The following is a 25,114-nucleotide window of genomic DNA, read 5'->3' on the forward strand; positions in this document are numbered from 1 at the left end:
AAGTTTGCAGGGTCAATGATTATACTAAGGCGATTAAAAATAGTGCTGCAGAAACAACCAATCCAACTACTGCATCAGTGTTTGTTCTTTTCTTATGTTTTTTGATTGTTCGCAGCATCCATTGACTAAAAGTCAGTTTAGATTGGTTTTCTTGGCTTTTTTGACTATTTAACGTAGTTTCCATTTATATTCCTCCTTAAAAGAGATTAGCTAAAACAACGACACCATATGTAGCGCAACTTAGGAGTAATGTACTTAAAGTTGTTGGTATAACCCCTTGCTTTTGAATCGTATTTGCAATTAACCCAGGTACGATAACTCCTATGGCCATTAGTCCACTAACGATATGAGGGGATGAATAAACAGGGAAGACGTAGTCAACCCCGATGGATAAAATAATAGCTACTGTTAACATCGCAGTGAATTTTCTTCTTCCATAAAGGATCGTGAACTTTCCAACGAACTTCATGACAATAAAATAAGTCAAAAAACTAACCATAAAAACGACGGCAATACTTACTGGAAAGGTGAATAACATTGCAATATACCCTGGTACTACCAATCCAGCTGGAAGGACTCCTGTTTTTTCAGTATAAAATAAGCTCAGAATAGCACCTGCAATTAGAGCTAAATAGACATCTCCAGCATCAAATACAAACATGCGAAACCTCCTTTCTAGGCTGATTGTTTTATTATGTTTTTCTCAAGTCTTTCAACCAGTTCTTCCGCTCCACCATGAATATTTCCGATTCCATAAAGGGTTTTACCAGAGAGAAATGGTTGAAGTACTCGTATAATTTCTTCGGTATCATCCCCTTCCAGATCCAAAATGTTTTTCACCGGAAGTGCTCCATTTTTGTACGCATCTACTACTGGCTTTGTCCCTTGTCCCATTACAATCAAGGTTTCTGCAGGAATATATGGCAGAACTTGATTAACAAATTGCTCGGTACGATCAACACGATCCGAGCGGGCATTCATGATCACAACTGGATCATCAGTAGGGTAACTCAGCTGTTTGACACGCTCCCATATATTCAGTGTGGATGTTGGGTCATTGGCAGAAAAACCATTCACTAAAAAGCTAGGGTCCTTTTCATCACCAATTGGCAGTATTTCCATTGCCCCCGGGTCCGGCCAAGCTTTTAGCATGCCATTAAATGCTGTTTGGTGGTCAATGTTGAGAACATCAGCTACAGCAAGAGCTAAAGCTGCGTTTTCCGGGAAAACCATGTATTCAAATCGTTTAAGAAAGTCTTCTGAGATGAGAGATGTGTCACATACGTGCAGCTTTGTGTTCCTCTCATCAGCTATCTCCTGAAAGTAAGGGACATAGGGACTTTCATTCACAACCAAATCACCATTATAGGGAATGGCTTCACTAAATGAGGAGGCTACTTCCTGTAAGGTTGGACCTAAAACATCCATGTGATCTTCTAGTACATTTACAATAAGTCCGATATTGGCTTGTAACAATTTTTCTTGAAAAACGATCTGGTAGTCCGGTTTAACGGCCATACACTCACTTACTAGAGCATCAGCTTCTAATTGAACAGCCTTTTGTAAAACTTTTTTTTGTTCACCTATATTAGGACCCTCTAGTCTTCTTTTAATCGGCTCTTCCTCGTCCTGAAACCAGTAAAGCATTCTTGCATCAGTTCCAGTCGTTTTCCCAACTGTCTTATAACCTGCCTCTTGCAAAACACCTGTAATTAATCTGGTAACTGTTGATTTACCTCTAATTCCATTTACATTGACTCGTACAGGAATACTTTCAATGTTGTTGTCATGTGCCTTTTTTTCCTTAACTCCAAGGAAAAAGGCTACTACCGCAAATAAAAGAATAAGTATAAATTGTACTAACATATTTTCACCTCCATTATTTGATTAATAATTTGTCTCCATTTCAATGCAAAAAGCACAAAATCATGGAATTACTATACATGAGAAAATAATAACCACAAATTACGAAATCGCGAATTATTATGTAAATAAATGAATTTTAATGCATGCATTCTCATTTCTTACAAATATGATTTAATTTGAATTCAATCTGGATTTAGATCACAAATCGTTTTTTGCAAGAAGTTATTATATTTCGTAATAATGACGTTTCTCAACTATTCAGAGCATAGTAATCCTTAGCATTTTGTTCTTTTGGTTAAATGTATTTAAGTTGAAATATCTTGACAATCGCTTATTCCAAAGGTTTCACCTCCCACCAATAACTTACATTACAAATAATCGACAAAGTTTACTCACCTTTGGGGGTTATAAATAATACATTGTATTTCACTACTGTTTCAATCGAAAAACTTGTAAACTGAATGTTAATATACTGAAAATTACTAAAAAACATGGGGCCTTTTCACTCAATTAACTGAGAGGAGAATTAATCTTATAGTCTTTTTTTGTTGGATTAAATTTGTAGTAAATACTAAAACAGGAAGCTTCGAGGACTTTCGTATTCGGACCAACTTTAAACTTTGTAAAACTATGAAAAAGATGTTGAAAAAGCGTATCCCATTTCGTAAATGTCTAAATCAGAATAACAAGGCTCGCTCAGTTATCGCCGACACTCTTTACGTGTGCAGAGCTGCTTGGACGCAGGTTCATCTCAGATTTTTCTTACATAAGGTAAAGCACGAAATCTGCGACGAGTAACCGCAGGAGCATTGTTTTTCTGCGACGAGTAACCGCAGGAGCATTGTTTTTCTGCGACGAGTAACCGCAGGAGCAACGAGCGATTCTTCGCTGATTTCTCTACGAGCTGCTTCGACGCATTCTCTTCTTCGATTAATCTTGCAGAGGAAGAAGCACGCAGTCTGCGACGAGTAATCGCAGGAGCATTGTTTTTCTGCGACGAGTAATCGCAGGAGCAACGAGCGATTCTTCGCTGATTTCTCTACGAGCTGCTTCGACGCATTCTCTTCTTCGATTAATCTTGCAGAGGAAGAAGCACGCAGTCTGCGACGAGTAATCGCAGGAGCAACGAGCGATTCTTCTCTGAGTTATGTTACGAGCTGCTTCAAAGCATACTCTTCTTCAATTATACTTCCAGAGGTAGTAGCACGGTGCTGCCACTTTCTCTACTAGCAACGCTTCGACGCAAATCTGTTGAAGATACCCGATGTTGTTTAAGCACGATTTTTAGCGTTTTAGAATGATTTATATGAGAGAAGTTTCGGTGAGGTTAAACAGGATTTATTTAGAATTATTTTAGTTAGCGGATAAGATCGGTTTTTTACAGGATAAAAGCTGATTTTTCGCAAATAAAACGAAAAATTTCACGAATAAACTCAATTTTTTCAGGAATAAACGAGGAGTTCTTCAAAAAACATCCTAAAAACCTGAAAAAACGAGGCACATCACAGCTTTATTCATAGGGGAACCGCTGAGGAGCTAGAAATAGAAGAAGACGAACTCAAAAAGTTCGCCTTCTACACCACTCGAAGAAACTAAAAAAGCCCTTGGCATAATCGTTGTTATACCAAGGGTTTTTGAACTTTATCCGATTGAACCTTCCATCTCGAACTTGATTAGTCGGTTCATCTCTACCGCATATTCCATTGGTAGTTCTTTCGTAAATGGTTCAATAAAGCCCATCACGATCATTTCTGTCGCTTCTTGTTCAGAAACACCACGGCTCATAAGGTAGAATAATTGTTCTTCTGACACTTTAGAAACCGTCGCTTCATGCTCAAGGGTAATGTCGTTATTGAAAATCTCGTTGTAAGGAATTGTATCTGACGTTGACTCGTTATCCATAATTAACGTGTCACATTCAATTTTCGATTTTGAACCTTGAGATTTACGTCCGAAGTGACAAATTCCACGATACGTTACTTTACCGCCTTGTTTAGAAATAGACTTAGAAACGATTGTTGACGAGCAATCTGGTGCTAAGTGGTGTGCCTTTGCTCCTGCATCCTGGTGCTGTCCTTTACCAGCGATTGCAATTGATAAAACATTACCGCGAGCACCACGCCCTTTCATAATGATTGCAGGATATTTCATCGTCAGCTTAGAGCCGATGTTTCCGTCAACCCATTCCATCGTCGCATTTTCTTCAGCGACAGCACGCTTCGTAACGAGGTTAAATACGTTAGGCGCCCAGTTTTGAATCGTCGTATAACGGCAGTAAGCGTCTTTTTTGACGATAATTTCAACGACGGCACTGTGTAACGAATTCGTCGTATAAACCGGTGCAGTACACCCTTCAACGTAATGTACAGAACTGTCTTCATCTGCAATGATTAACGTACGTTCAAACTGTCCCATATTTTCAGAGTTAATACGGAAGTAAGCTTGTAAAGGAGTGTCTGTTTTTACGCCTTTCGGTACATAGATGAATGATCCGCCTGACCAAACCGCAGAGTTCAATGCTGCAAATTTGTTATCAGATGGCGGGATTACTGTGCCGAAGTGCTTTCTGAAGATCTCTTCATCTTCTTTTAAAGCTGTATCTGTATCTTTAAAGATGATCCCTTGCTCTTCAAGGTCTTCTTGCATATTATGATACACAACTTCAGATTCATACTGTGCAGAAACACCTGCAAGATACTTTTGCTCTGCTTCAGGAATCCCAAGTTTATCGAATGTGTTTTTAATTTCCTCAGGAACTTCATCCCAAGAACGCTCAGACTTCTCTGATGGTTTAACGTAATACGTAATATCATCGAAGTTCAATTCTGATAAATCTCCGCCCCATTGAGGCATTGGCATTTTATAAAACTGTTCAAGTGATTTCAAACGAAAATCTAACATCCATTGCGGCTCTTCCTTCATACGGGAAATTTCCTCAACGATTTCCTTTGTTAAGCCTTTTTTCGAACGGAAAATCGAAACATCTTTATCGGAAAACCCGTATTTATATTCGCCGATCTCTGGCATTTTCTTTGCCATGAAAAACCCTCCCTTAAAATTTCTAAACGTAACAAGCACAATACGCTAACTAAAACTTCCGCCAATCTTGGTCACAGCCATAAAGGGAAGTCTTCTATGGCTAAAAGATCTATACCTTCATTGTACAATAACACGGTAGTAAAAACCAAGGTGACTGCATCATCTTAATCTAATAAAAATCGACTATTCTTTCAGACCTTTTTCCATCGCTTTCCAAGCTAACGTTGCGCATTTAATCCGTGCAGGGAATTTCGAAACTCCTTGTAAGGCTTCGATATCACCTAAGTCGAAGTCCCCTTCATCAAAATCCTTCCCTAGCATCATATTTGAAAAGATTTCGGAAAGCTTAAGAGCATCTTCAACTAGTAACCCTTTTACAGCTTGCGTCATCATTGAAGCAGATGACAAACTAATGGAGCATCCCTCGCCAACAAATTTTGCATCGGCGATTTTCCCGTCTTCCACTTGCATTTGAAGTTGTATACGGTCGCCGCATGTTGGGTTGTTCATATTAATATTTAACGTCTCGCCTTCAAGCTCTCCACGATTACGCGGATTTTTATAATGATCCATGATCACCTGACGATACAATGTGTCGAGTTGATTACCCAAAGACATCTCCGAAATACTCCTTTGTTTTTATTAATGCATTTACAAATGCATCAACATCTTCTTCTGTATTATATAAATAAAAACTTGCTCTTGCCGTTGCCGTGACTTCGAGCCATTTCATTAATGGCTGTGCACAATGGTGCCCAGCTCTTACAGCAACACCTTCTGCATCTAAAACAGTAGCCACATCATGAGGATGAACATCATCACAGTTAAAAGTAAGAACACCTGCACGCTTATTCGGTCCGTATACAGTTACTCCTTCAATTTCTTCTATACGAGAAATCGCGTACTGTACTAACTTATGCTCATGTTCTAAAATATTTTCCATCCCAATCTCATTTAAAAAGTCGATCGCAGCACCTAACCCAATCGCACCTGCAATAATAGGAGTACCACCTTCGAACTTCCACGGCAGCTCTTTCCATGTTGATTCATATAAGCCTACAAAATCAATCATTTCACCGCCAAATTCAATTGGCTCCATTTTTTCAAGGTGTTCTTTCTTCCCATAGAGAACACCGATTCCAGTAGGACCGCACATTTTATGTGCAGAAAAAGCGTAGAAATCACAATCAAGGTCTTGAACATTAACACTCATATGAGGAGCACTTTGCGCCCCATCAACGACCATGACAGCTCCATGTTTATGAGCCACTTTCGTAATATCTTTAATTGGATTAATCGATCCTAGAACATTTGAAACGTGCATAACTGAGACAATCTTTGTTTTTTCAGATACTGTTTTTTCAACATCTTTTATATCAATCGTTCCATCTTCTTTTAATGGAATATATTTTAACGTAGCACCTGTTGCACGAGCAACTTGCTGCCAAGGAATAATGTTACTATGATGCTCCATTGGAGTAATGACGATTTCATCATCTGGCCCCAAATTCGCTCGCCCGTAACTAGATGCAACCAAATTGATCGCTGTTGTTGTTCCACGTGTAAAGATAATCTCTTCAGTACTTTTCGCACCGATGAATGAACGTACTTTTTCACGAGCACCTTCATAACCGTCTGTTGCAAGTGTTCCTAACGTATGCACCCCGCGATGTACATTTGAGTTATAGCGACGGTAATAGTCTTCTACTTTTTCAATGACTTTCGCTGGTTTTTGAGAAGTCGCTGCACTGTCAAGATACACTAAAGAACGGCCGTTCACCTGTTGATCCAAAATCGGGAACATTTTACGGACTTCTTGAACATTCATTAGTATACTTTCCTTTCTATTACCTCAATTAACCGTTCTTTTACCGATTCAATTGGCAGTTCATTCACAACTGGAGCTAGGAACCCGTGAATGATTAAGCGCTCTGCTTCACGTCGAGAAATCCCTCGACTCATGAGATAGAACATTTGAATAGGGTCTATTTTACCGACGGACGCTGCGTGGCCAGCCGTTACATCGTCTTCGTCGATAAGGAGAATCGGATTTGCATCTCCACGAGCTTTTTCACTTAACATAAGAACGCGCTCTGTTTGTTCTCCATTCGCTTTAGTTGCACCATGCTCAATTTTAGAAATTCCATTAAAGATAGAGCTTGCACTTTCTCTCATAACACCGTGTTTCAAAATTTGACCATCAGAATTTTTTCCCCAATGGATAATATTTGTCGTGAAGTTTTGCGTTTGACTTCCACGTCCGATCGAAACCGTTTTTGTATCTGCATAAGATCCCTCTCCTACAAGATACGTTGTATTCTCTGATACGGTGTTCCCATCATTCATTTGTCCTAAGGACCAATAAACTTGTGCATCTCGGCCATTTACTTGTGCACGGCGATTCACATATGTTGTTACTTTCTCAGATAAATTATCAACTGCACCAAAATTTACACGAGCGCCGTCAGCTGCATACACTTCTGCAACGATATTCGCAACGGTTTCAGTTGAATGACCTTCTGTTAAATAGTTTTCAATATAAGTAACGGAACTATTCTCTTCAGCTATGATTAAGACATGGTTGAACAGCCCGAAACTTCCTTCTTGTACATAAACAGCTTGTAATGGCACTTCAACTTCAACATTTTTCGGAACGTATAGGAATGTTCCACCATTTACTAATGCAGCATGGAGAGCTGTCAAACGGTTTTCATCTGCTAATACCGCTTCATGCATAAAGTATTTTTCAACAAGGTCGCTATGATCTTTTACTGCTGTTTCCAAATCAGTAAAAATAACACCTTGATTTGCTAAGTCTTCTTGGACTTTCTTGTACGTCGTTACTCCATTTTTTTGAGAAATTAAGGATTGTACCTTTCCTTCTTCACCGACAAGACTTCTGACAACATCTGATAAACTGTCAAAGTCTCCGTTACTCGTAACATTTGCATGTAAGTCAAATGAAGTGAAGTTCCACTTCGAAATGTTTGTTTTATCTGGCTTCGGTAATTCTAAGTTTTCCGCTTTCTCTAAAGACGAAACACGTAAGTTTGACAACCATTCTGGTTCATTGCGGTCTTTAGAGAAGCTCGTTACGTGATTCTGATCCACTGGAAAATTTGTTGTTTCCGCTGTCATCTTCATTCCTCCTCAATTAAAACCGCGATTATTCTTGACCTACTGTTTCATCTTCAATTCCTAGCTCTTCCTTAATCCAGTCATAACCTTCAGCTTCTAAACGTTGAGCTAATTCTGGTCCTCCAGATTTAACAATACGACCTTGCATCATAACGTGAACAAAGTCTGGCTCAATGTAATTTAGCAAACGCTGGTAGTGCGTAATAATTAAACAGCCAAAGTCATCGCTGCGCAGTTCGTTGATTCCTTTTGCAACAACTTTTAATGCATCAATATCTAAACCTGAATCAATTTCATCAAGGATCGCAATTTTCGGATCTAACATTAACAATTGAAGAATTTCGTTACGCTTCTTCTCACCACCAGAGAACCCTTCATTTAAATAACGATGCTGGAAGGAGTCATCCATATCTAGTGTGTTCATTTTCTCATCCATTTTACGAATAAATTTCATTAACGAAATTTCATCGCCTTCTTCGCGTTTTGCATTTATAGCTGAACGGATGAAATCAGCATTTGTTACTCCGCTTACTTCACTTGGATATTGCATCGCTAGGAAAAGCCCAGCACGTGCTCTTTCATCCACTTCCATTTCAAATAAGTCTTCTCCATTAAAACTAGCGTTTCCGCTTGTTACTTCATATTTAGGGTGCCCCATTAACGCAGAAGCAAGTGTAGATTTACCTGTTCCGTTTGGCCCCATAATAGCGTGAATTTCTCCGCCTTTAACTTCGATTCCAAATCCTTTTAAGATTTCTTTATCTTCAATAGACACATGAAGATCTTCTACCTTTAAGTTAGGTGCTGTCATAGTTACTACCTCCATTTATTTTTTTGCATGTTTGAAAACAAACGTGGTAAGATTGAAGTTAGTGGATGTCCTTTCCATTCTCAATCTATTCTCATTACAATCTTATATCAAATGAAAAGTGAGTTCAAGGAAAACGGAAGATTCTTTTCGTTTTCCTTTTTTATACTATCAAAATTTAAAACCTATGGACGATAACTACAACTAAAGTTTTTGTCATTAAAACTTGTACTAAAGTATAATGGTGGGCTGGCTAAGCAGCATTTGCTTATTAAGAACCTTTTCAATGAAGCGTAAAAGCCGTGAACAAATCGCTATACTATTTCCCGCGACGAGCCTGCTGGACCGAAGGAAACAAAAACGTCTGAAGGAGCTTTTCGAGGGTCGATGTCATCACAAGTACGTGATATATAGCGCTGCTGAATGTAGACACATCGAGCGAAAACGAATCGCTACATTTGATTTATGTATAGTCATTATTTTCTTTATTCCACGATAGTTTTTTTTACGTGTTGGTAAAATTATTCGCCTTTTCCATAAATCATATAAACCAAGTCATAACAGAGGGTTAACCATTCTCAATACAGAAGGTAATTCCCAACCTAATTGAGAATGAATATTAATCGCATTGCGCATTTTAGGTCAATTATAATAGTATAAAAAGAGACCGAAAGGGTGAAGTTCTCCCCACGGTCTTTTTTTGTTATATCCGATCACATTCGTTTATTATGCATGTATTTGTCGTTGGTGCTCTGAAACAATTGCAACTGATTGTCGATGATCACGTTCTCTTTCAGCTTCAACTTTCATTCGATTCTTCAAATTTCGGTTGTACTCTTCATACCCCATTCCGTATGACTGGTACATTGCCTTTTCCATCTCAGTCGTGTAATTCGTCTGAATCTGATGGATAATTAATCACGATCCTTTCAAATGTTTTGGATGAAAACCTCACAACTTTCCTAAACACAATTTTCAATGAGTTCAATTGTAAAGTTTCAATCATTTTGTTTACGTGATCTATCATACCATTTGGAAGAAAATCTCCCAAATTTGATTAAATATCAAAGTACATCATATATGAAGGATCAACTTCTTCTCACGTTTTCAACAGCTTCATAGATACAATAACCACAAATTGCAACGATATCCTCTAATTTTGAAAGTTGAATTTCCATTTTGATTCCAATTTTTTATTTAATGAGTATGTCCACCTAATTCTTGCAAGCATTCCTCAACGAGAGTAAAAGCTTGACTCATCGAAGCTCCTCCACCGAAGGCTCCTGATACTGAAACAGCTTCTAATATTTCTTCCTTACTGCAGCCTTGGTCTAAGCACCCTTTCGTATGATAAATAATACAGTATTCATCTTGTGCGTTCAGACTCATTCCTAAAGCAATCAATTGCTTTTCTTTTGCTGATAATGCACCTTCTGCAAAGCAGGATTCTGTAAATTCAGCGTATTTATGAGCGATTTCAGGCATCTGCTTCGTAAAAAGACCTAATCCTGCTTTATAATCATATAATGCCTGTTGTATGGGTGTCATTGGTTGATGCTCCATCTACTCCACTCCTTTTTTATCCAGAACTAATCACACCTAATATTATAAGTACTTTCATTATAATTATGTACTTTTTAATTTAACCTCTATCCGTTAATTTCCGCACCTTTTTGATCGTTATGTATATCTTTTAATTATTTCCACCATAAATTGAGATTTCATTTGTATCGACCATTTAAGATAATAAATGACGTAGCGCATACAATGTTGTCATCAAACGATGGAAGGTACTGCGCGACTGTCTCTTTCTCTACTTTCACACAGGCATAGCCTGTGTTTTACAAAGAATATAAATCGAGTAGGAGGGGGTGACTAACCCCCGACCTCTCACACCACCGTGCGTACCGTTCGGTACACGGCGGTTTCATTTAAGTCCAACGTAACGATTGATATCTCAAAAGTAGACTTTTAAGCCCTTGATTATTCCAATATCGGTTATCAAGGGCTCTATCTAATATAGGACTTTTAGCTATACGCCAGTATCCTAGTCTAGAATTAGCCCACTCCCATGCCTGTTGTTCATTGATTCCTTGCTTCCTAAGATTCTTTTGTTTCGTTTTAATCTTCTTCCACTCTTTCCATCGAATCATCCTCAACCTTCTTCGAAGCCAACCATCAATCCTTTTAAAGACTGAGGTAGTTTCGGCTAGTTGATAATAGCCCATCCAACCGATCAGATAGCGGTTGATTTTCTCTATCCTATCCCCCATAGAAATTGACCATTTCCTCGAGGTGAGTTTTCGTATTCTCAGTTTAAAACGTTGAATACTTTGCTTGGATACTCTAATTTTCGGTTGTTTAATGTTGTTGGTGAAAGTGAAGCCTAGGAATGTTCTTCTCCATGGTCGGTCTACTGCACTCTTCTCTTTGTTCACCTTCAGTTTGAGTTTCTTCTCAATAAACGTTGTAATACTTTCCATTATCCGTTCACCTGCTCTTCTAGAGCGGACGTAGATATTACAATCGTCGGCATAGCGTACGAAGGCAAGACCTCTTTCCTCCAGTTCCTTGTCAAGTTCGTCTAGAACAATGTTAGACAGGAGGGGACTAAGCGGTCCTCCTTGCGGAGTCCCTTCAGTATTAGGACTGACAAGGCCTTTCTCCATCACACCAGATTGAAGATACCTACGTATCAACCTAAGTAGTATGGGGTCATCCACTCGATAACTTATTGTTCTCATTAATCTATCATGGTTTACCTTATCGAAGAATTTCTCTAGGTCAATGTCCACGACCCAGCGACAACCCTCTTTAATATACCCCCTAGCTTGTCGAACAGCGTCGTGAGCACGTTTGTCTGGTCGGAACCCAAAACTTTTGGTGGAGAATGTTGGGTCATAAACCTCACTCAGTGTTTGTGCAATAGCCTGTTGTATGAAACGGTCTATCACAGTCGGGATTCCTAATTTCCTCTTACCTCCGCTCGGTTTCGGGATTTCGACTCGGCGAACAGGTTGAGGTTGATAGGTACCACTTTCGAGCTGAGCTCGCAGGGATGCCCAGTGTTCATGAAGATAAGGTCGTAGGTTTTGTACGTTCATCCCATCTACACCGTGACTTCCTTTATTACGCTCCACTCTTTCGAGTGCGCGATTTAAATTTTGCCGTGATAGAACTCGTTCCAACATTCTTATCAATCTCCTACGTGAATTAGATCATCTTCTTGTGTGGTATTACTCTCAGCCCTTCTTATGTCCCCTGTGGGATTCACCACGTCCTCCATTAGGAAGGATTATATGTTTCTGCTTCATTGAGTAATACGTACGCCAAGCGCTAATTCTTCTTAAATGATTCGGCCCTTCCCTTAAATCTCTAGATCATTCAAAGTACTATGGCCTCTGCTGACTCCTGACTGTTCAGCTATTTATCACTAAATAGGTTACCAAGTGAGCTTGGCGTTACAGCCAGGCCTCCCCAGGTAAGAGTGCAATCTTTCCCTCCACCTATCTGCTTCATTTACTCTGTACCACCTTCGGCAGAACGGACTTTGTTTTGTTTAGCAAACTCATCCAGTGATACCTAGCCTCATATGAAGTTCGTGTTCCTCAGACCGGAGGTCTGCCGCTCGCTTCCTTCAGATTCCACGTCACCATGGACACCCTTGCGTTTGGCTAACCACTACTTCTGCCTTCGTGGTTCGGGACTTTCACCCTATAGATTACACCCATGCTGGGCGCACTAAAAAGCCGCAACGACCTGGCTTAGCCAGACCGCTGCGACTTGATTGGTTTTAATTTATATCATATGATTCGTTCTAACAAATGTGACAAGGCACGACCCTATTCTGTTACAGGAACAACGGCGTTATCGTATTCTTCAAGAATAAAGTCACGTACCTGTTCTGATCGTAAAACTTCAATCAGTTTTAAAATACGGCCATCTTCTTCATCACCACTACGCACCGCAATAACATTTACATATGGGTTATCAAAGTCAGCAGATTCTGTTGCAATCGCATCTTCTAGCGGATTTAATCCTGCGTCTAGTGCATAGTTTGAATTGATTAAGATTGCCTCTGCTTGGTTGTTTTCATAAGCAGTTGGCAATAAAGCAGCTTCAACGTTAGCTTGGAAATCAAAATTTCTTGGATTTTCTTCGATGTCATCAAGGCTAGCATTAATTCCTACACCTTCAGCCAAAGTAATTAATCCTTCATCCTCAAGCATAGTTAAAATGCGGCCATGGTCAGCTGGAGAGTCACTCATTAGAATCGTCGATCCGTCAGGAAGCTCATCTAGGCTCGCATATTCTTGTGAATATACTCCGATCGGTTCAATATGAATACCGCCAGCATTTACAAAATCATAGCCGTTCTCTTCAATTTGAGATTCTAAATAAGGAACATGTTGAAAATAGTTAGCATCAAGTTCTCCTAAATCTAATGCTTCATTTGGTAAAATATAATCATTGAATGATTCGATTTCTAACGTAATACCTTCCTCTTCAAGAAGAGGTTGTACATACTCTAAAATTTCTGCATGAGGAACGTTCGATGCTCCGACCGTTAACGTTTCATCTGCATCTCCACTTCCTTCAGCTCCGCCACAAGCTGTTAATACTCCTAAAGATAATGCAATTGTACCTAAACCTAATACGATTTTTTTCATAATGATTACCCCCTATTTTTTATCTTTTATCTAATTTAGTCGTTAAACGATCACCAATGAATTGGAGTATAAAAACGATTGCTAATATAATCATTGTTGCCATTAATGTAATATCTGTATTTCGTCGCTGAAATCCTTCACGAAAAGCAAGGTCTCCAAGTCCTCCTGCTCCGATGACCCCTGCCATCGCTGTATAGCTGACAAGTGCGATCGATGTTACAGTAATACCAGATACAAGTGCTGGCATCGATTCAGGCAATAACACTTTATAGATGATTTGCCAGTTTGTTGATCCCATAGCTTTTGAAGCTTCAATGACTCCTTTATCAATTTCACGAAGAGCGATTTCAACAAGCCTTGCATAAAATGGTGCAGATCCGATAATTAACGCGGGCAGTGCCGCTGTAGGTCCTAAAAACGTCTGCAATACTGCAATTGTAAAAGGAATTAACAAGACAATTAAAATAATAAACGGAATCGAACGTGAAATATTTACATAAGCTGCAATGACAGCATTTACGACTTTGTTTTCTAACATGTTCCCTTTATCAGTTAAAAAGAGAAGTAAACCTAATACAATACCGATGACAAACGTAAAGATTAAGGCAACAACAGACATGTAAAGTGTTTCTAATGTTGCTTCCCACATTCGCTCCCAGTTAACATTTGGGAAGAGAAGGAGATTTCCTACTATATAATTAGTCACCGTGGATCACCTCCACTTCAACATCTTGCTCTCGAATATAAGCCTTTACCTTATCAAGCTCTCCTTTGTCTCCGTCAACACTAATAAACAACGACCCGTAAGGCCCACTTTGTGTTTGACTAATCTTCCCTTGAAGAATATTTACTGTGACATTGAAGGATTTGATCAAATTATTAATTAATGGCTTTTTTGCATCTCCTCCGACAAACGTTAGCTGAAGGATTGTACTCATACCGTCTTCAGAAAACAAGTGACGGATCGCCTCTTCTGTTTCTTCTGGTTCTGTCACCTGTTTAACAAATTCTTTCGTCATCTTTTCTTTTGGACGTTTGAAAATATCGAGGACATTTCCTTTTTCAACGACTTGGCCGCCTTCCATCACAGCGACACGATGACATATTTTTCGAATAACATGCATTTCATGAGTAATTAAAACGATAGTTAAACCTAACTTTTCATTAATATCAACGAGCAGATCTAATATTGAATCAGTCGTCTTTGGATCGAGTGCTGACGTTGCTTCATCACATAGCAAAACTTTAGGGTTATTCGCTAAAGCCCTCGCAATTCCAACTCGTTGTTTTTGCCCCCCGCTTAACTGTGAAGGGTATGACCCGCCGCGCCCGGATAAGCCTACAAGTTCAATTAATTCATTTACTCGTTTTGTTCTTTCTTCTTTTGGAATTTTTTTTATTTCTAACGGGTACGCAATGTTTTCTGCAACCGTTCGAGACCACAACAAATTAAAATGCTGAAAAATCATCCCGATATCTTGTCTAGCGATTCGTAAGTCTTTCTTCGAAAGAGTATTCATATTTTTTCCGGCAACTGTCACTTCACCAGATGTTGGCGTTTCAAGCATGTTCAGTAAACGAATTAATGTACTCTTACCTGCACCGCTATATCCAATGACACCGAAAATTTCTCCTCTTTCGATCATCAAATCAATATTATCTACAGCTGTCACTTGTCCGTCCCTCGTGTTGAAGGTTTTCTTTAACTTCGATAACGAGATCATTCGAAATTGCCTCTCTTTCTATATCTACTAATCTGATATGATTACAAGGTTAATGAACCTTTCTATTATATGATAAAAACAAAAAACCTTTCAGCTCACCCTGATGAGCAGAAAGGTTTTCAATATGAAAAACCTCTCTCTCATCTTTCAAAGCAAGATGCTTTGTTGGAATTGGCACCTTCCATGTTTCATGGTGGTTGCCGGGCTTCATCGGGCCAGTCCCTCCGCCTCTCTGGATAAGAGAATATGTTTTTATTATTTAGTTCATTAAATCAGTTAAATAGCATCATATCATTGTCCAAAAAAACTGTCAACTATTTTCCTCACATAATGAATTCCCAATATTAGGGAGATAAAATAATGATTCCAATAATAATAAATCTTTTAATTTCCCTGTTACATTTAGTTCATCTCTCTTTTTCAATGATAATAGAAAATCATGACCAGTCAATAATTGATGAATAATCTCTTCGTCACCTTCGATTGTCACATCACTATTTCCCTGAAACGCCTTTTCAATTTTCAGGTCTCCTCCGTCAACAATTAATAGCCACTCTTCAATATCATTTTTTAACCGAACCGTTACGTTTGTTTTCAGTAATGGCTTAATCGTACTCGTATTGTGTAATTGTTTAACTAATCCAAGTAAAAGCTTTTCCATCAAACCGCCGCCTTTTTTCCTTTATTATTATATTCATTCCACATTTACTATCATTTTCCTGTTAACCTGACACAGTTCTTGATGGACTTTCTTGTTGCAGCAGGGGCTTACGAAAAGCGAAGAAGAAATAAACCGTTCCAATGATATAAAGAACACCGGTTATCGAAAAGACAATTGCATAACCTGAATAAGCGCCATACACCATCACAATTGTTGTCGATACGGGCCCCATTACAGCCCAGCCAAGTTGAAATACCGCTTGGCCAACTGAATTGGCAAGACCTTTAATTGAATCATCGACACTACGCATCATTAATGACATTTGAATAGGGTTTCCAGCATTCATTAAGGCTTGACGGAACAAGAAGCCGAATACAGCCCAATAAATGTTTTCTGTAAATGCAGTTATAAGTAAAAACGGGATTGACAGAAACTGGAGCAGCACGACAGCTCTCACTTCACCAACCTTCTTTACAACAGCAGGACCAATTAGAAGAGCCACCGCTGTCATTCCTTGCCCCGCTGAGATAATAATACCAACTAATGAATGAGAGATATCAAACCGGTCGACAAAGTATAAGTTTAAATACGGAATGACAAGTCCTGAGCCAAACCCAATTAATATTTGAGCAACTGCAAACATCAAGATGATCTTTATCCCTCGTTTATGGGTTTTGAATAGCTTTTTAATCGAGCGGTCATGCCCTGCCTTACTCGTTATTTTACGTTCTTCCTTTATTTTATAAATCGGTATGAGTGCAGCAAAAAAGAATCCTGCTCCAATTAATAGTGCAAGGCGTATACTCCAAAGTGCGCTAAGTCCGACTATATATTGAAAAAAGTCACTTAATGTTCCTCCGAGCGTATTCCCTATTACATTTGCAACCATAATAATCGCAAAATTAAAGCTAAAAAGGTGGACTCTTTGCTTTTCAGTTGAGTTTTCAGCAAGTAGAGGAATCGACGATACTTGAATAAATGCCATAAACATTCCGGTCATAAATGCCGTACCAAGAAGAAGTACTTCCATTGATAATACTGCTCTAAAAAGTAAACTTGAAGCAGCAAGGATTGCACCAACAAAAATGAGCTTCTTTCTGCCAATACGATCGCTCAATATCCCAGCGGGCAGCAATAAAAGTGCTGTTGCCATTGACTGAAAGGCAATAACACTCCCATTCACTTGATCATCATAACCTAATTCACGAATGTAATAGTTATAAATGATCATAAAAATCCCCATACCAATGTGAGCAAGTATGGAGCTAATTAAAAAGAGGCGCACATTTTTGTTATACCCTTTAAATTGTTCAGCCCATTCACCAACCATTCTACCCTCCAAGTGCCAGGCACTTCCCGAATAATGTCGAATTATCTTTCATTTGTGCCATCATATTGTTCGTGTTTGTTCACCAATATGTATTTCGACTCTCTAAATTTCAATCATAGCCTAAGAAGTGAATTTAGGGAAGTGTTTTTTGAATTTAGGGAATTTTTTTCAATTTCACATTTTGTCTATGCAGACTTTACGGAGAACGTTAATTTTTATGCGTTGTTTTTTTTGAATAAACGCTTGGCTATTCATTTTTGTGGAGGTGTATGTAGAAGTGTATGGAGGTGGGGAGGAGTGCAACTTATCTGACCTTTTGTTTTCGAGTCTCTTCTTTTTTCCTCTACTTTTGAACGTTACATTTATAAAGCAGGTTCAACTGATCCTGCTCCATTTGTATAGGCTTCAATTCATGCATGATAAAGAGATATCATGAATTGACATACATAAATTCCCCATTCTAAACCATTCAACTGAAATATCGAACTAGTTACTAAAAAAACACGGGAGCATCCTCCCATGTTTTAGCACCAGCCCATATCGCAACCTTCTACATATGATTGAGGCTGAGGTTGTTTTTTAGCATCTTTTTTATAAAACTTTTCATTATCAAATTCAAAACCTTCAGCCATTTCATATTGATACGTTTGACCAGCTTGTTTCATCTTACCGATTTTTTCATCGCCTAAATAAAAATTCGTTTCTCCACTCTCTTCTTCTTGACGTTTCACTTGATCCGTTACTTCAATTCGTGACTTTGACTCGTGTTTAGTTGCATCGTTAACAAGGCTTTCATCAACTGTCGGGTGGTTCACATTATCACCCATTTGATGATAAACTTCCTGACCATTTACTTCGTTGTTTCGCTTGTTTGCCATCGTTTTCCCCCCTCTTATCCTATAGGGTAAGAAAACGTACAAAAACTATGTGTAGAAGAATTTTCATATACGGATGCCTCAGTCACATTTGCGGAGATTAATCTCACTGGCCTAATAAACCAAAAACAAAAGCGCAAGCGCCTTGCACACGAGCGACACTCTTTACCTGCGACGAGTAACCGCAGGAGCAAGCACTGGAGGCCTGGAAAGAAGAAGTCCGATCTTAGACTTCGATTGACAGGGTGAAGTGACCTCGAGCGAGTAGGCGCTGAGCTAGACGTAACAACTATTTCGAGAACTTATCCACAAGATCTAAATCTATAGTTTCCTAAACGATTAAAAAAAGCAAAGGTCACAAGCCCTTTGCTTTTTACACATTAGTCTTCACTAATCATTTCTTCATATTTTTCAGCCGTCATAAGGTTGTCCACTTCTGAAGCATCAGAAGGTTTTACGATAATCATCCATGCTTTTTCGTATGGAGATTCGTTTACAAACTCAGGAGAATCTTCAAGCTCTTCATTAATTTCAACGACTTTTCCGCTAATTGGAGCATAGAGCTCAGAAACTGTTTTTACAGATTCAACGCTCCCAAATGGTTCATCAGCTTCAATTTCGTCACCTACTTCAGGTAGTTCGACGAATACGATATCACCAAGTTCTGATTGTGCAAAATCTGTAATCCCGATACGAATTTTGTCCCCTTCAACTTTTACCCACTCATGTTCTTCTGAATACTTAAAATCCTTTGGTAAGTTCATTTTTACTTCCCTCCATCTTCATTTCTCAAACCATTGATCAAACTTGAACTGTTTAGCGAAAATACATATGTACATCAGTTCAAAACATAAATGAGATTGTTCGCAAACATGCAAACATTCTCAAACAAACCTTCACTTCTAACTATATTACATCTTGTTCGTAATCGGCAACCATATTATATGAAAAGGCTTACGCCCAAGTTGATTCAAACGTTTCCTCATTGAAACCGACAGTCACTTTATCACCGTCTGTAACAATTGGGCGTTTTATTAACATACCGTCTGTAGAGAGGATCTCCAATAATTCCTCATCAGACGTAGATTTCACCTTATCTTTTAATCCGAGCTCACGATACTTTTTACCACTCGTATTAAAAAATTTTTTCAATTCTAAACCGCTCTTATGATAAAGGTCCTTCAATTCAGCTTTAGAAGGGGGGGTGTCAACGATATGAATATCTTCATAGGCAATGCCGTGATCATCTAACCATTTTTTCGCTTTTCTACACGTCCCACATTTCGGGTATTGATATAATTTTACAGCCATGTTTCTCCTCCTCTTTTTATCCATCATAACCTTTCATTTTCTATTTAAACATAAGTTCAAAAAGAGAACAAAAAGACTCGAGTAGTTCGATGAAAAACGTCTCCAAACCTCTGAACTAGGACGAGCCCTACTTTTCCCGGACTTTTTGCTCCCCCCTAAACAAAAGGGGGATAAGACTTATTCTCATTTTCTGCTTTTTTGATTTTTTGCTTCTGTATCATGCTCAGATAATGTTTCGTATGCTTCTACTAGAGGGTTGTTGACATCGCCTGTTAACTCTTTTGAAAACTCTTCAACAGCCTCAATCCGCTCATTTAGCATAAATTCATTTTTCGGCTTTTTCATTTAATCGTCCTCCTATTCATGAACTTACATAACATCATGATTATTATGTACCTCATCAATCAGGACATAAGCCGCTGATGAATTTCCCACTTATTCCCATAATGAAAGATTAGTTTATAGCTGGAGGACCAAACTTCCCTTCACGAAAATCAGCATACGCTTGTTTAATTTCTTCCATCGTTCCCATTACAAAAGGTCCATGAGCAATGATCTCTTCCTTTATTGGCTTTCCAGAATAAATGAGTGCTTTTGATTTCGCATTTGCTCGGATCGAAAGGTCACTCTCCATGCCTTCGTTGCCATCTCGCTTATATGAAAGGTGGCCAACCCCTGTTTTCTTAAGCTGAACTTCATTTTTCCCAACAGTTACGTCCCCTGATAACATGTAAATAAATCCGTTATAATTTTCTGGGAGATGATGAGTGAATGATGCTCCTTTTGCTAAAGAAACTTCAGTTAATGTAATAGGCACGAGTGATTGTAGCGGTCCTTCAAGACCATGCAGATTCCCACCGTAGACTCTTAAGTGGCCACCTTCAAATTCTTTAACCGGAACATCCTCAAGATACACATCTTGATAACTTGCGTCAGTCGTTCTTAACTTGTCCGGCAAGTTAAGCCAGAGTTGGAGTGTATGTGCAATGTCTTGATCAACAGCTTCTTCTCCATGTCTTGCGCCTTTACCCGCATTCATGTATTGAACGTCGCCAGCTTCTAAAATACCGTGTCCTCCTTGATTATCAATATGTTCAAGACGACCATCAATCACATATGTTAATGTTTGAAAACCACGGTGTGGATGATCTGAAAACGTTCCTCGTTTAAACCAGTCCTCCGCTAATAAAATGAATGGATCCATGAGTTTCCAGTTGTCAGGTGGTAATACCCACCCCTTTTGTACAGCAGGAAAGGACATTTCTTCATATTGCACCGTCCATGATTTTGTCACTTCTCTCTGAAATCTCGCCATAAACTGCACTCCTTTCATATTGAATTTATTCATCTATGTTCAAATTGAATAAAGAACATTCAACAGACTTTTTGAACACTCTCCTATAATGTACCAACTCCGATTTAATAGTACAAAAAATACGCTTAAATGAACGAGGATCGGACAACCCCAAGTTAATAAGGGTGGCCCTCATCGTTGGTGAGAGTCATTTCCGACTTGCCCGCGGCAAAGAAGGCCTACGAACGAAGTGCAGAGTTGATGTCTCACATATGCTTTTGAGTGCAAGCGAGTTTTTTTTGAACAATCAACCCTATATAAATACCTGACACGTAATAGCCGTTTAGTATTTCTTATATACAAACCGAGTAGGCGTCGCCATTACTGACCACGCCTCTCACAGAGCACACACGTGCGGATCTTCGCATGTGGCTCTTCCCATATATCCCTTTTAGAGATAACGTTCATCATAAACAGATGATAAACTAACGAGTCCAAGTTCTGAAAAGAACTTATTGTCTAGTGCCGCATGAACCATTGGACTTTTGGAACTTCGCCAAGCAAACATACGGATTCCTCTAAGGTTTTCTTCCCTCCATCCCTTTCTTCTCAGAAGGCGGTGGAGGTTCTTTATATGTCTCCAGCTTCTTAGTTGTACCATTCGTAACCGTCTTCTTATCCAGCTATCCCATACTTTGAATTTGTTCTTCACATTTCCATAACGAAAATAATTTGCCCAACCTCGAATGTATGGATTTAATTTGTCTTGGATAAGTAGTTGAATATCAACTGTTTGGTTTCGACGAGTCATTTCTTTCACTCGTTCCTTGAATGTCGCCTCTTTCTTAGGGTCTATTCTTCGAATATCTCCGATGAATTCATAGCCTAAGAATGTAAATGGCTCTTTGTTGGCGTTGACAACTTTAGTCTTTTCTTGATTCACAGTTAGACTTAGCTCTTCCTCAAGAAATCTTGAGACACTTCGCATAACTCTTTCTGCGCCTTTTGAACTTTTACAAAGAATGATAAAATCATCCGCAAAACGGACGATTCGGTGACCTCGCTCAGTCATCAGTTGATCAAGCTGATGTAAGTAGATGTTCGAAAGTAATGGACTTAGCACGCCACCCTGCGGAGCTCCCTCAGGGGTATCTTCGTATCGATCTCCTACCATGACACCTGCTCTGAGAAAACGGTGAATGAGTTTGATTATAGACCCATCTGTCACTCGTTTCCTTATTTGATGTTCCAGTTTATCATGTGGGATCGTGTCAAAGTAGGATTGTAAGTCGGCATCGATGACATAATGGTATCCTGCATTCAAGTGTTCAGTGACTTTGTCTAAAGCCATATGAGCACTTATTCCGGGCCGAAAACCATAGCTACACGGAAGGAATTCTTCTTCGAAGATCGGTTCCAATACATTTCGAAGAGAAGCTTGTACGATGCGATCTTCCACCGTTGGTATCCCTAGTGGACGTTGTTTCTTGCCATTATCTTTGTCGATCATCTTTCGTCGAACAGGTTTGGGTCGATATTGTTTATCTTTTAGCTTCTGTTGGAGCACTTCTAGATTGTCCTCCAGCTTTGCTTCATAGCCTTCAATTGTTACCTTATCAACCCCTGGTGCACCTTTATTCTTCTTCACTTGATAGAAGGCACTTACTAGATTCGCTTTCTTGTACACTTTGTCATACAAACTGTACCATACACGTCTTTTCATCTGTTATTCCCCTTACGCCATTGCTTTCGCTTCTTCCTTTGTTTCTGCTTCCCCATATAAATGTGATTCTACAAGGTTGATAGCTCACGGCAATAACTTGTGCATCTCATTTGGCGGTAGACGGTGTACCCTTCTGTTCCACCCTGGCATCAGCCCCCTTGGCTCTTGTCCAGCTTCTGTCTACTTCCGCAGTCATAAGTAAGCCTACTCACATTGTTCTTCTATGGGTCACGCCCTTCGCACGAATCCCTACCTTTTGAGTATAGGTTCGCAACTGTATCTATGTACAGTTTCACTCATGTGCTGTCCTCGCTACTGTCGCCAGTAGGTCATTGGCATGTGCTTCTTCACTACTATGGCGATCTCTGACTTCTCCCTTTAAAGCTCATCCTGTGTCCTTGGCTTAGCCTTGTGACATCAGTACCTACTTTAGGAAGCAGGGAGATCTCAATGGGTCACATCATGTACTTTCCCTCTAACCCAGCCCTCATAACACTTTGAGTTTCTAACTATTCGGACTTTCTGTTGTCTTGCACAGTCATCCAACTCTCGTGCCAACATGGGATATCAGCTCTGTTCAGAGGTTTGCCTTCAGATCCTCCGCACGCTACTTCACAGTCAACGCACTACCTGTCAGCTAATGCTTGCCGGCTAGTCGATGCATTCGGGACTTTCACCCTTTAGCACATGTGCTGCCACTCGCGAAAGAACAAAAGAGCCCTAAATGGGACTCTTTCGTTCTTGTAGAGAGGAGAATGCCCTTTCTTTTAGAAAGGAGATTTATTTTATTGGGGCAGGGGAGTGCCCCAAAATGAATAACTAAACCTTTATCATTGACTAGTTAAACGACATATTTTTCTGCTTCGATTACACGAGCTGCAATTTCACGCTTTTTAGTGACTACATTGACTGGTGTGTGTCGTGTTAGCTTTTTCAAAATCGATAACATTGTACGCAAGCTGTCTCCGTCTTCAAGAGCAACAAGTGATTCTTTCGCAATCGCTTCGATTCGATTGAATGCTTCTTGTGTAAACACTTGTGTCATTAAAAGTTTTTGATCTGCTTTTTCAAGACCATCTTTTGCGATCGCTTTCTCTGTACGAAGGATGACAGATTCGATATTAAATACGTCTGAAACAAGGTCAGCCACATTCGCTAACATTTCTTGCTCCCTTTGCATTTTCTCACCATATTTTTGTGCAGCTGTTCCTGCAACCATCATGAAGATTTTCTTGGCATTTTCAAGCAAATACTTTTCTTGTTCTAATGGCTCATCGCCTACTTCTTGCGGCATCATCATCATGAGTTCTTCTTGCAATGATCCAGCCTGCTCAAGCAGAGGCAGATCACCTTTCATCGCTTTACGCATAATTGTTGCTGGTACGAGCATTCGGTTAATTTCATTTGTTCCTTCAAAAATCCGGTTAATACGAGAATTACGGTACATCGTCTCTACTTCATACTCCGCCATAAAACCGTAACCCCCGTGAATTTGTACAGCTTCATCGACGACAAAATCAAGCACTTCGGAACCGAAAACTTTATTTAATGAACATTCAATTGCATATTCAGCAATTGCTTTCCCGACTGCAGCTCCATCTTTTTGTTGTTCATCAGATAAAGAAGAGAATGCATCATCAATCAAGCCGCCTGTACGATAAATCTGGCTTTCGGCAGCATACGTTTTATAAGCCATTTCAGCCAGCTTCTTTTGAATTAACGTAAACTTAGAAATAGGCAGTTTAAACTGCTTACGCTCGTTAGCATACTTAGCTGAAACTTCAATTGCACGTTTTGCACCGCCGACACAGCCAACTCCTAACTTATAACGACCGACATTTAAAATGTTAAAAGCAATGACATGACCTTTGCCGATCTCTCCGAGTACATTTTCTTTCGGAACGAGAGCATCTTCTAAAATTAATGTACGTGTAGATGACCCTTTAATTCCCATTTTTTTCTCTTCAGCACCCGTTGAGACTCCTTCATACTCTCTTTCAACGATAAAAGCCGAGAAGTGTTCACCATCTACTTTCGCATAAACGACAAAAACATCAGCAAATCCCGCGTTTGTAATCCATTGCTTTTCTCCATTTAAGACGTAATGTGTCCCTGCATCATTTAATTTAGCTGTCGTTTTCGCGCCTAATGCATCCGAGCCAGAGCTAGGCTCAGTTAAAGCATACGCTGCAATTTTTTCACCTGAAGCAAGGTCTGGTAAATATTTCTTCTTCTGCTCTTCGTTCCCGAAAAAAACAATCGGTAACGTTCCAATACCTACATGAGCTCCGTGAGAAAGGGAGAAAGACCCCCCAAGTGCAAATTTCTCCGTAATGAGCGATGAACTAATTTTATCTAGACCAATTCCGCCGTATTCTTCAGGAATATCAGCGCCTAGTAAGCCTAATTCCCCTGCTTGCTTTAATAAGTCAACTGATCTATCAAACTGATGCTCCTCAATCTTTTCAATTTCAGGTACCACTTTTTCGACGATAAAATCTTCTGTCGTTTTCGCAATCATTTCATGCTCATCTGTTAAATCTTCAGGTGTAAAAACTCGATCCGGGGTTATATCTTCTAAAAGAAACCCTCCGCCTTTTAGCGTTTTATCTGCTGTTGACATTCAAATACCTCCTAAAGGTTAAAATATAAATTATCTGTGAGGGGGCTCGTTA

23 protein-coding genes and 1 riboswitch are annotated in these 25,114 nt (G+C 39.4%); all 23 genes read right to left on the reverse strand.

Annotation, left to right across the window (positions count from 1 at the left end):
* Window positions 1-19 precede the first annotated feature (19 nt).
* The 23 genes from CD001_RS26620 to CD001_RS23980 all read right to left on the reverse strand — a co-directional run bounded on the left by CD001_RS26620 (window position 20) and on the right by CD001_RS23980 (window position 25,062).
* Window positions 20-184, reverse strand: coding sequence for a hypothetical protein (locus CD001_RS26620; protein ID WP_179298883.1), 165 nt, complete (start codon window positions 182-184; stop codon window positions 20-22).
* 12 nt (window positions 185-196) lie between these two features.
* Complete coding sequence (gene pgsC / locus CD001_RS23885) at window positions 197-661, reverse strand: poly-gamma-glutamate biosynthesis protein PgsC (protein WP_096190075.1); 465 nt, start codon at window positions 659-661, stop codon at window positions 197-199.
* Window positions 662-675: 14 nt separating this feature from the next.
* Window positions 676-1,866 (reverse strand): poly-gamma-glutamate synthase PgsB, encoded by a 1,191-nt coding sequence (pgsB, locus tag CD001_RS23890; protein ID WP_096190076.1) that lies wholly within the window; start codon window positions 1,864-1,866, stop codon window positions 676-678.
* A gap of 1,641 nt (window positions 1,867-3,507) precedes the next feature.
* On the reverse strand, window positions 3,508-4,905 hold the full coding sequence (gene sufB / locus CD001_RS23895) for a Fe-S cluster assembly protein SufB (RefSeq protein ID WP_096190077.1): 1,398 nt from the start codon (window positions 4,903-4,905) through the stop codon (window positions 3,508-3,510).
* Between the two features lie 183 nt (window positions 4,906-5,088).
* On the reverse strand, window positions 5,089-5,523 hold the full coding sequence (gene sufU, locus CD001_RS23900) for a Fe-S cluster assembly sulfur transfer protein SufU (protein ID WP_096190078.1): 435 nt from the start codon (window positions 5,521-5,523) through the stop codon (window positions 5,089-5,091).
* Window positions 5,510-6,733 carry a cysteine desulfurase gene (locus CD001_RS23905; RefSeq protein ID WP_096190079.1) on the reverse strand — a complete coding sequence of 408 codons (1,224 nt, stop codon included), beginning with the start codon at window positions 6,731-6,733 and terminating at the stop codon, window positions 5,510-5,512. Before CD001_RS23905 ends, sufU begins: the two co-directional genes overlap by 14 nt.
* Window positions 6,733-8,043, reverse strand: coding sequence for a Fe-S cluster assembly protein SufD (sufD, locus tag CD001_RS23910; RefSeq protein WP_096190080.1), 1,311 nt, complete (start codon window positions 8,041-8,043; stop codon window positions 6,733-6,735). The genes CD001_RS23905 and sufD overlap by 1 nt, the downstream gene beginning before the upstream one ends.
* Window positions 8,044-8,071: 28 nt before the next feature.
* On the reverse strand, window positions 8,072-8,854 hold the full coding sequence (gene sufC / locus CD001_RS23915; RefSeq protein WP_096190081.1) for a Fe-S cluster assembly ATPase SufC: 783 nt from the start codon (window positions 8,852-8,854) through the stop codon (window positions 8,072-8,074).
* Window positions 8,855-9,577: 723 nt separating this feature from the next.
* Entirely contained in the window at window positions 9,578-9,718 is a 141-nt protein-coding gene (locus CD001_RS26625; RefSeq protein WP_179298534.1) for a hypothetical protein, read from the reverse strand.
* A 330-nt stretch (window positions 9,719-10,048) separates the two neighbouring features.
* Window positions 10,049-10,414, reverse strand: coding sequence for a carboxymuconolactone decarboxylase family protein (locus CD001_RS23920; RefSeq protein WP_096190082.1), 366 nt, complete (start codon window positions 10,412-10,414; stop codon window positions 10,049-10,051).
* 368 nt (window positions 10,415-10,782) lie between these two features.
* Window positions 10,783-12,042 (reverse strand): group II intron reverse transcriptase/maturase, encoded by a 1,260-nt coding sequence (gene ltrA / locus CD001_RS23925; RefSeq protein ID WP_096186737.1) that lies wholly within the window; start codon window positions 12,040-12,042, stop codon window positions 10,783-10,785.
* 651 nt (window positions 12,043-12,693) lie between these two features.
* Window positions 12,694-13,521 (reverse strand): MetQ/NlpA family ABC transporter substrate-binding protein, encoded by an 828-nt coding sequence (locus CD001_RS23930; RefSeq protein ID WP_096190083.1) that lies wholly within the window; start codon window positions 13,519-13,521, stop codon window positions 12,694-12,696.
* A gap of 19 nt (window positions 13,522-13,540) precedes the next feature.
* On the reverse strand, window positions 13,541-14,215 hold the full coding sequence (locus CD001_RS23935) for a methionine ABC transporter permease (protein WP_306454116.1): 675 nt from the start codon (window positions 14,213-14,215) through the stop codon (window positions 13,541-13,543).
* A 4-nt stretch (window positions 14,216-14,219) separates the two neighbouring features.
* Complete coding sequence (locus CD001_RS23940; protein ID WP_096190084.1) at window positions 14,220-15,245, reverse strand: methionine ABC transporter ATP-binding protein; 1,026 nt, start codon at window positions 15,243-15,245, stop codon at window positions 14,220-14,222.
* A gap of 137 nt (window positions 15,246-15,382) precedes the next feature.
* A riboswitch (SAM riboswitch) is annotated at window positions 15,383-15,488 on the reverse strand.
* A 67-nt stretch (window positions 15,489-15,555) separates the two neighbouring features.
* Window positions 15,556-15,906, reverse strand: coding sequence for an SCP2 sterol-binding domain-containing protein (locus CD001_RS23945; RefSeq protein ID WP_096190085.1), 351 nt, complete (start codon window positions 15,904-15,906; stop codon window positions 15,556-15,558).
* A 61-nt stretch (window positions 15,907-15,967) separates the two neighbouring features.
* Window positions 15,968-17,236: an MFS transporter gene (locus tag CD001_RS23950; RefSeq protein WP_096190086.1), complete on the reverse strand. Its 1,269-nt coding sequence runs from the start codon at window positions 17,234-17,236 to the stop codon at window positions 15,968-15,970.
* Between the two features lie 524 nt (window positions 17,237-17,760).
* Window positions 17,761-18,114 carry a DUF2553 family protein gene (locus tag CD001_RS23955; protein WP_096190087.1) on the reverse strand — a complete coding sequence of 118 codons (354 nt, stop codon included), beginning with the start codon at window positions 18,112-18,114 and terminating at the stop codon, window positions 17,761-17,763.
* A 377-nt stretch (window positions 18,115-18,491) separates the two neighbouring features.
* Window positions 18,492-18,875 carry a glycine cleavage system protein GcvH gene (gcvH, locus tag CD001_RS23960; RefSeq protein WP_096190088.1) on the reverse strand — a complete coding sequence of 128 codons (384 nt, stop codon included), beginning with the start codon at window positions 18,873-18,875 and terminating at the stop codon, window positions 18,492-18,494.
* A 190-nt stretch (window positions 18,876-19,065) separates the two neighbouring features.
* Window positions 19,066-19,422 carry an arsenate reductase family protein gene (locus CD001_RS23965; RefSeq protein WP_096190089.1) on the reverse strand — a complete coding sequence of 119 codons (357 nt, stop codon included), beginning with the start codon at window positions 19,420-19,422 and terminating at the stop codon, window positions 19,066-19,068.
* Window positions 19,423-19,605: 183 nt separating this feature from the next.
* Complete coding sequence (locus CD001_RS26630; protein ID WP_179298884.1) at window positions 19,606-19,767, reverse strand: hypothetical protein; 162 nt, start codon at window positions 19,765-19,767, stop codon at window positions 19,606-19,608.
* Window positions 19,768-19,876: 109 nt separating this feature from the next.
* Window positions 19,877-20,737, reverse strand: a complete 861-nt coding sequence (locus CD001_RS23970) for a pirin family protein (protein WP_096190090.1) — start codon at window positions 20,735-20,737, stop codon at window positions 19,877-19,879.
* A 430-nt stretch (window positions 20,738-21,167) separates the two neighbouring features.
* A complete protein-coding gene (gene ltrA, locus CD001_RS23975; protein ID WP_096186455.1) occupies window positions 21,168-22,439 on the reverse strand; it encodes a group II intron reverse transcriptase/maturase in 1,272 nt (423 codons plus the stop codon).
* Window positions 22,440-23,280: 841 nt separating this feature from the next.
* Complete coding sequence (locus CD001_RS23980) at window positions 23,281-25,062, reverse strand: acyl-CoA dehydrogenase family protein (RefSeq protein WP_096190091.1); 1,782 nt, start codon at window positions 25,060-25,062, stop codon at window positions 23,281-23,283.
* Window positions 25,063-25,114: the final 52 nt, after the last annotated feature.

It is taken from the genome of Evansella halocellulosilytica (assembly GCF_002335745.1).
GTDB lineage: Bacteria > Bacillota > Bacilli > Bacillales > Salisediminibacteriaceae > Bacillus_CA > Bacillus_CA halocellulosilytica.

Excerpts from the sequence above, each read along its gene's own strand:
- CD001_RS26620 (WP_179298883.1), bottom strand. The coding sequence starts at position 184 with ATGGAAACTACGTTAAATAGTCAAAAAAGCCAAGAAAACCAATCTAAA.
- pgsC (WP_096190075.1), bottom strand. The coding sequence starts at position 661 with ATGTTTGTATTTGATGCTGGAGATGTCTATTTAGCTCTAATTGCAGGT.
- pgsB (WP_096190076.1), bottom strand. The coding sequence starts at position 1,866 with ATGTTAGTACAATTTATACTTATTCTTTTATTTGCGGTAGTAGCCTTT.
- sufB (WP_096190077.1), bottom strand. The coding sequence starts at position 4,905 with ATGGCAAAGAAAATGCCAGAGATCGGCGAATATAAATACGGGTTTTCC.
- sufU (WP_096190078.1), bottom strand. The coding sequence starts at position 5,523 with ATGTCTTTGGGTAATCAACTCGACACATTGTATCGTCAGGTGATCATG.
- CD001_RS23905 (WP_096190079.1), bottom strand. The coding sequence starts at position 6,733 with ATGAATGTTCAAGAAGTCCGTAAAATGTTCCCGATTTTGGATCAACAG.
- sufD (WP_096190080.1), bottom strand. The coding sequence starts at position 8,043 with ATGACAGCGGAAACAACAAATTTTCCAGTGGATCAGAATCACGTAACG.
- sufC (WP_096190081.1), bottom strand. The coding sequence starts at position 8,854 with ATGACAGCACCTAACTTAAAGGTAGAAGATCTTCATGTGTCTATTGAA.
- CD001_RS26625 (WP_179298534.1), bottom strand. The coding sequence starts at position 9,718 with ATGTACCAGTCATACGGAATGGGGTATGAAGAGTACAACCGAAATTTG.
- CD001_RS23920 (WP_096190082.1), bottom strand. The coding sequence starts at position 10,414 with ATGGAGCATCAACCAATGACACCCATACAACAGGCATTATATGATTAT.
- ltrA (WP_096186737.1), bottom strand. The coding sequence starts at position 12,042 with ATGTTGGAACGAGTTCTATCACGGCAAAATTTAAATCGCGCACTCGAA.
- CD001_RS23930 (WP_096190083.1), bottom strand. The coding sequence starts at position 13,521 with ATGAAAAAAATCGTATTAGGTTTAGGTACAATTGCATTATCTTTAGGA.
- CD001_RS23940 (WP_096190084.1), bottom strand. The coding sequence starts at position 15,245 with ATGATCTCGTTATCGAAGTTAAAGAAAACCTTCAACACGAGGGACGGA.
- CD001_RS23945 (WP_096190085.1), bottom strand. The coding sequence starts at position 15,906 with ATGGAAAAGCTTTTACTTGGATTAGTTAAACAATTACACAATACGAGT.
- CD001_RS23950 (WP_096190086.1), bottom strand. The coding sequence starts at position 17,236 with ATGGTTGGTGAATGGGCTGAACAATTTAAAGGGTATAACAAAAATGTG.
- CD001_RS23955 (WP_096190087.1), bottom strand. The coding sequence starts at position 18,114 with ATGGCAAACAAGCGAAACAACGAAGTAAATGGTCAGGAAGTTTATCAT.
- gcvH (WP_096190088.1), bottom strand. The coding sequence starts at position 18,875 with ATGAACTTACCAAAGGATTTTAAGTATTCAGAAGAACATGAGTGGGTA.
- CD001_RS23965 (WP_096190089.1), bottom strand. The coding sequence starts at position 19,422 with ATGGCTGTAAAATTATATCAATACCCGAAATGTGGGACGTGTAGAAAA.
- CD001_RS26630 (WP_179298884.1), bottom strand. The coding sequence starts at position 19,767 with ATGAAAAAGCCGAAAAATGAATTTATGCTAAATGAGCGGATTGAGGCT.
- CD001_RS23970 (WP_096190090.1), bottom strand. The coding sequence starts at position 20,737 with ATGGCGAGATTTCAGAGAGAAGTGACAAAATCATGGACGGTGCAATAT.
- ltrA (WP_096186455.1), bottom strand. The coding sequence starts at position 22,439 with ATGAAAAGACGTGTATGGTACAGTTTGTATGACAAAGTGTACAAGAAA.
- CD001_RS23980 (WP_096190091.1), bottom strand. The coding sequence starts at position 25,062 with ATGTCAACAGCAGATAAAACGCTAAAAGGCGGAGGGTTTCTTTTAGAA.